At 70.6% G+C, this 6,354-nt stretch carries 7 protein-coding genes and 1 pseudogene; all 8 read right to left on the reverse strand.

What is annotated here, in order from left to right:
• Positions 1–4 precede the first annotated feature (4 nt).
• Entirely contained in the window at positions 5–910 is a 906-nt protein-coding gene (locus tag OF850_RS16450; RefSeq protein WP_301591417.1) for a cation diffusion facilitator family transporter, read from the reverse strand.
• Between the two features lie 25 nt (positions 911–935).
• The gene (locus tag OF850_RS16455) at positions 936–2,516 is read right to left on the reverse strand and encodes an ABC transporter substrate-binding protein (protein ID WP_301591405.1); all 1,581 of its coding nucleotides are present in this window, start codon (positions 2,514–2,516) and stop codon (positions 936–938) included.
• Between the two features lie 127 nt (positions 2,517–2,643).
• Complete coding sequence (locus tag OF850_RS16460; protein ID WP_301591407.1) at positions 2,644–3,132, reverse strand: F0F1 ATP synthase subunit B family protein; 489 nt, start codon at positions 3,130–3,132, stop codon at positions 2,644–2,646.
• Complete coding sequence (locus tag OF850_RS16465; RefSeq protein ID WP_301591408.1) at positions 3,132–3,626, reverse strand: F0F1 ATP synthase subunit B family protein; 495 nt, start codon at positions 3,624–3,626, stop codon at positions 3,132–3,134. Before OF850_RS16465 ends, OF850_RS16460 begins: the two co-directional genes overlap by 1 nt.
• 67 nt (positions 3,627–3,693) lie before the next feature.
• Positions 3,694–3,918: an ATP synthase subunit C family protein gene (locus OF850_RS16470; protein ID WP_213615086.1), complete on the reverse strand. Its 225-nt coding sequence runs from the start codon at positions 3,916–3,918 to the stop codon at positions 3,694–3,696.
• A gap of 53 nt (positions 3,919–3,971) precedes the next feature.
• Complete coding sequence (locus OF850_RS16475) at positions 3,972–4,727, reverse strand: F0F1 ATP synthase subunit A (protein WP_301591409.1); 756 nt, start codon at positions 4,725–4,727, stop codon at positions 3,972–3,974.
• A 24-nt stretch (positions 4,728–4,751) separates the two neighbouring features.
• Positions 4,752–5,054, reverse strand: a complete 303-nt coding sequence (locus OF850_RS16480; protein ID WP_301591410.1) for an AtpZ/AtpI family protein — start codon at positions 5,052–5,054, stop codon at positions 4,752–4,754.
• A 94-nt stretch (positions 5,055–5,148) separates the two neighbouring features.
• A pseudogene (locus OF850_RS16485) lies at positions 5,149–6,354 on the reverse strand (chromosome segregation protein SMC); the annotation flags it as partial.

Below are 6,354 nucleotides of genomic sequence, written 5' to 3' on the forward strand. Positions count from 1 at the left end.
CCGCTCAGGCCAGTGCCGGGTGCTGCACCGGCCGCACCACCACCTCGGCGTCCGGCATCTCCTTCTCCACCGCCGCGGCGATCTCGCGCGAGGTCGCCGCCACCTGGGCGAAGGGAAGATCGCCCCGGAAGCCGAGCGTCACCTCCACGTGGATGCGCCCGCCCGACTGGCGGGAGCGGATGCCGCCCAGCGCGTCGTAGCGGTCAAAGAAGCGGGACAGCACACGGTTGATCGCGGCTTGGCGCGCATCGGCGAGGGTGCGGTCCAGCAGGTCGGGCACGGTCTGCCGGAACAGCCCGGCGGCGATCACCACCATCACCGCCACCACCAGGAAGCCGCCCGCCACGTCGGCATGGCGGGCCACAGCCGGGTCGGACACGGAGGCGGCGACCAGGATGGCGACCGTGACGAGGACCGAAACGATCAGCTTGCCCATGCGCGAGCGGATCTGGCCGCGCATCACCACCGAGGCCCCGTCCCGCCCGCTTCGCCACAGCGCCAGGAAGGCGACCGAGTTGAGGACGACGTTCAACGCCGAGACGAGGCCACCGATCAGCAGCAGGCCGGCGGGGCGCGGCGGCGGCGGCGTGACGAGGTTGGAGATGCCGCGATACAGCAGCCAGGCGGCGCCGATCAGCAGCCCCACCGCGACCAGGAAATTGGCGAACTGCTCGACCTTGCCGGTGCCGTAGTCGTAGTCGTGCAACGCTGCGCGGTGCACCTGGCGCATCACGTGGAGGCTGTACCAGCCCAGCACCATGAGCAGCACGCCGCGCAGCATCTCGGCCAGGACGGAGAGCGAGCCGGACAGTACGCCCACCACCGTGAACACGACGAGGATGGAGGCGTCGGCAAGGAGGGCGAAGAGGAGCGACCGTTCCCGCGATCGCTCCACCGGCGTGACGGCCACGGCCAAGGCGCGCCCCCTGCCTCGCTTACTGGCCGACGCGCACGTAGCGCAGCGGGAAGCCGTTATCGGCTTGCTGCTGCAGCTGGATCGTGTTGCGCGCGGCCCAGACCACCTGCTGCTGGTGGAGCGGGAGATAGGCCACGTCCTCCTGCAGGATGCGCGAGGCTTCGGTGATCATCTCCTGCCGGCGCTGCGGGTTCGTTTCCACCGCGATCTGGCCCAGCAGCTCGTCGAAGCGCGGATTGCTGTAGCCGCCGTTGTTGAACACGCCACGCACTCCGTCCCGCGTGCCGGCGAGGTTGAACAGCGCGTTGTGCGCGTCATAGGTGTTGGGGGTCCAGCCCAGCATGTAGAAGCTGGTGTTGTAGCGGGGCGGGTTCACCTCGGCGAAGAAGCGCGCGCGGGTCTGCGCGTTGAGGTTCACCCGCACGCCGATGCGCGCCAGCATGGAAACGACGGCGGTGCAGATCGCCTCGTCGTTCACGTAGCGGTCATTCGGGCAATCCAGCGTGACGCCGAAGCCGTTCGGGTAGCCCGCCTCGGCCAGCAGGCGCCGCGCCGCGTCCAGGTCCACGGCCGGGCGGCGGTCATTCGCTTCCATGAAGCCGTTCACGCCCGGGCCGAAGATTTGGTTGGTGACGCGCGACTGGCCGCGCATGACCCGGCTGTGGATCGCCTGCATGTCGATGGCGAGCAGCATGGCGCGGCGCACCCGCACGTCCTTGAACGGATTGCGGCCGCGCACGTCGCTCTTCAGCAGCTCGTCCCGCCCCTGGTCCATGCCGAGATAGATGGTCCGCAGCTCCGGCCCCTCGATGATGCGCAGCCCGTTGGTGCGGCGGATGCGGTCCATGTCCTGCGGCGGCACGGTGTAGACCATGTCCACCTCGCCGGAGAGCAGCGCGGCGACGCGGGTCGCGTCATTGGCGATGACGTTGAACTCGACGCGGGTCAGGTTGTGCTCCGGCCGGTCCCACCAGTTCGGGTTCGGCACCAGCACGGTGCGCCGGTCCGGCTCCCGCGACTGCAGCATGAAGGGGCCGGTGCCCATGGCGTTGCGGGTGGCGAAGTTCTCCTCGCGTGAGGTGAGGTCGGCGACGCGGGCGGCGTTGTTGCGCTCCAGCCAGGTCTTGCTCATCACGCCGAAGCTCGTCAGCTGGTTCGGCAGGATGGGGTTAGGCACGTCGGTGACGAGTTCGACCGTGTGGTCGTCCACCTTCCGGGCCTCGGTGACGGAGGCGAAGAAGGACGCGACGTTGGAGCCGGGACCGCGCGCGCGCGCGACGGAGAACACCACGTCGTCGGCCGTGAAGGGCGTCCCGTCGGAGAAGCGGACGCCCTGGCGCAGGTGGAAGCGCCACACTGTCGGCTCCACCTGTTCCCAGCGCAAGGCGAGCGCCGGCTCCAGGCCGAGGTTGCGGTCGCGGCGGATTAGCGGCTCGTAGATGTTGGCGTTGAAGGTGAGGAGGAACGTCTCCTGCCGCGTGTAGGGGTCCATGGAGTTGACGTCGCCGTCATTGGCCCAGCGGAACACGTTGGCACTCGCGGGCTGGGCGGAGGCAAGGCCCAGCATCGCCACGGAAGCGAGAAGGAAACGTCGGAGCATGAAGCCATCCCTGAGGCGTTGATTCGCGGCCGATGCTAGCGAGGGACGGCGGATCTGGGAAAGGGCGCGCATGAAAAAGGCCGCTCCCGGGTGGGAGCGGCCTCCTTCACTCGCGCGGCGCGGGGCGTTAGGCCACGCGCAGCGCCGTCGGGATGGCGGCGATCGCCTCGTTCACCAGCGCCGCATCGGCCTCGGCCGTGTGGGACTGGGCGATGACGTCGCGCGCGGCGGCGGTGGAGATGGCGGCGGCAGCCTGCCGCACCTCGGTCACCGCGCCGGCCTCGGCGGCGGCGATGCGGTCCATCGCCATGCGCTCGCGGCGGCCGGCGGCGGCCTGCGCCTCGGCGGCGGCGGATTCGCCCAGGCGCTTCGCCTCGGCGCTGGCGCGTGCCAGCATCGCCTTTGCCTCGGCCTCGGCAGCCTCGCGGTCGCGCTGGGCCTGGGCCATCATGGCCTCGGCCTCGGAACGCAGCCGCACCGCCTCGTCGAGTTCGATGCGGATGCGGGCGGCGCGGTCATCCAGCATCTTCGTGACGGTGCGCCAGGCCGTCCGGCCGGCGAGCAGCACAAAGATGACAAAGGACGCGGCGACCCAGAACTTCGGATCGGCGAGCATCAGCCCCTCCCCCCGGCCGCGCGGTCCACCGCGGCGGCGACGTCGTTGGCCGGGGCATGGACCCGGAGCCGGCCGAGCATGGCCTGCGTCGTGTCCAGCGCCACCTCGCGCAGGGCGCCCATCGCGCTGTCGCGCGCGGCGCGGACGCGGGATTCCGCTTCCGCCACCTGGGCGTCGAGGCGACGGTTGATCGCCTCCGCCTCGGCCGTCGCCTTGGCGTTGGCCTCGGCGATGGCACTGGCGACCGCGGCCTGCGCTTCCGACCGCGCGGCGGCGGTGGCGGCGCGAAGCTCCGCCATCGCGGCCTCGCCCGCCGCCTGCGCGTCGCGCGCGGCGTCGAGGTCGGCCGCAATGCGGGCCGCACGCTCGTCGAGCACGGCGGCCACCTGCGGCAGGGCGTAGTTCTTCAGCACGAAGTAGAGCAACCCGAAGATGATCAGCAGCCACACGAGCTTGCTGAGCATCAGCGGGTTGGAGAAGTCCAACTGCGGCATGGCCGGCCCCCTGGTCGCGTGAATCCTCGCAGCGCGGGCGGGGCAGGACGCCCCGCCCGGCGGGGGATCAGGCGAAGAGGATGAGGAAGGCGATCAGCAGCGCGAAGAGCGCGACGGCTTCCGTCAGGGCGAAGCCTAGAATGCCGATCGGGAACACGGCGTCGCGGGCGGAGGGGTTACGGGCCACGCTGGTGATCAGCGAGGAGAAGATGTTCCCGATGCCCAGACCCACGCCGAACAGCGCGATGACGGCAATACCGGCCCCGAGGGCCTTGGCGGCGGCGACTTCCATGGTTCTCAGTCCTTCCTTGAAGACGAAAGTGAGGGGTTCAGCCCGACGGGCGCTCAGTGCAGATGCACCGCGTCGTGGAGATAGATGCAGGTGAGGATCGCGAAGACGTAGGCCTGCAGGAAGGCGACCAGCACCTCGAAGCCCACCAGCGCCACGTTGATCGCGAGCGGCATGATCGAGAGGACCGGGCCCAGCGTGCCCAGCGCGCCCAGCATCACCACGAAGGTGGCGAAGACCTTCAGCATCACGTGCCCCGCGACCATGTTGGCGAAGAGACGGATGGAAAGGGAAACCGGACGCGACAGGTAGGAGACGATCTCAACCGGGATGATGATGGGCGCGAGCCAGAGCGGCGCGCCCTCAGGGAAGAAGTAGCCGAAGAACTTCGTCCCGTGCAGCGCGATGGCCACCACCGTGATCAGCACGAAGACCAGCATCGCCAGGGTGAAGGTGAGGCTGATGTGGCTGGTGTAGGTGAAGGCGTAGGGGAACAGGCCCAGCATGTTCCCGAACAGGATGAACATGAAGAGCGTGAAGACGAAGGGGAAGAAGCGGCGCCCCTCGGGCCCGACCTGGGCCAGCAGCATGTCGTCGATGAAGCCGTAGGCGCTTTCCGCCACGGACTGCAGCCGGCCCGGCACCATGGCGCGGGGGCGCATGCCGTAGATCATCAGCGCGACGATCAGCCCGCCCGCGATCAGCATGTGGAGGTTGGAATGGGTGAAGCCCACGGCCCGCCCGATGGGGCCGAACGTCGTGCCCAGCTCGAACTGCGAGAGCGCGTCGATCGCCTTGCCTTCTACCGCCACCGGTCAACCCCCAAGCAGATGAGCCTAGTCCTTGCGAAGCCGCCGGGGAGTGAAGAGACGATAGACGTTCATCATGCCCGCAGCAGACCCCAGCACGAAGAACACGAGGAAGAGCCAAGGCCAGGTGCCCAGCCACCGGTCGAGGAGGAGGCCGAGCCCCACACCCACCACCAGCGCGGAGACGACCTCCACGCCGGCCCGGAAGCCGATGCCCCAGTTGCCGCCGGGAAGTCCGCCCTTGCCAGCATCCTTCCCGGTCGCACGGTCCAGGCCCTGTCGGGCCCTTGCGGCGTCCAGGCGTTGCTTGAAGGCGTCCCGGTCGTTCACCACGGCTCCTCCTGCATCCACGCCGCCGGAGGCAGGGGCCGTCTATGCGGGCGGCAATGGACTGTCAAGGTAACGCCCATGAAGTGGTTACGTCTCAGCCTTCCGCCATCTTCACGGCTTCGCCCAGATCCACGCTGAGCAGGCGCGACACGCCGCGCTCCTGCATCGTCACGCCGAACAGGCGGTGCATCCGCGCCATGGTCAGCGCGTGGTGGGTGACGATCAGGAAGCGCGTGCCGCCTTCCGCCATCGCGTCCAGCAGATCGCAGAGCCGCTCCACGTTCGCGTCGTCCAGCGGCGCGTCCACCTCATCCAGCACGCAGACCGGGGCGGGGTGGCAGCGGAACACGGCGAAGATCAGCGACAAGGCGGTCAGCGCCTGCTCCCCGCCCGACAGCAGCGACAGGGCCGAGAGCTTCTTGCCCGGCGGCTCGGCATAGATCTCCAGCCCCGCCTCCAGCGGGTCCTCCGAGCCGACCAAGGCCAGATGCGCCCGCCCGCCGCCGAAGAGGCGCGAGAACAGGGAGCGGAACTCCCGGTCCACCTGGTCGAACACGGCGCGCAGACGCTCCCGGGCCTCGCGGTTCAGGTGGCCGATGGAGCCGCGCAGCTTGGCGATGGCGGCGGCGATTTCCTCACGGTCGGCATGGGTGGCGGCGATGCGCGCCTCCAGCTCCCCCAGCTCCACCTCGGCGCGGAGGTTGACGGGGCCCATCTCCTCGCGTTCGCGCGACAGGCGCTCGGCGCGGCGGCGGGCGCGTTCCTCGGCGGCGTCGGACAGGTCCTCGGGCGGGTCGGGCAGCTCCGCCTCCTCGCCCAGCTTTTCCACGATGCGGGTGGCCAGGGACTGGCCGGACTGGGTGGCGGAGCCCAGCGCCGCCTCGGCCAGCAATCGCCCCTCGCGCGCGGTCGCCAGGGCGGCTTCGGCCGCGCGGCGGGCCTCGGCGGCGGCGCGGGCGTGGGTTTCGGCATCCTCCAGCGCGGCGCGGGCGCGGCCCTGCGCCTCCTCCGCGGCGGCGACGGCGCGGGCGGCGGCTTCCGAGCGCGCCGCGACCTCCTCCGGCGCGCGAAGCAGGGCGTCGCGCCGGCGCAGCGCGGCTTCCGTGCGGTTCTCCAGTGCAGCGCGGCGCGTTCCCGCCTCGGCGAGGCGGGCGGCCCAGGCGGCGCGTTCGGCGGCAGCGGCCTCGCGGCGGGCTTCCAGCGCCTCGCGCTCGACGCGCAACGTGGCGGCGCGGCCGCGCGCCTCGGCCTCGCGCCCCCGTTCCTCCGACAATGCCAGCCGCGCTGCCTCCACCGCCGC

Source organism: Sabulicella glaciei, from assembly GCF_026183895.1.
Taxonomy (GTDB): domain Bacteria; phylum Pseudomonadota; class Alphaproteobacteria; order Acetobacterales; family Acetobacteraceae; genus Roseococcus; species Roseococcus glaciei.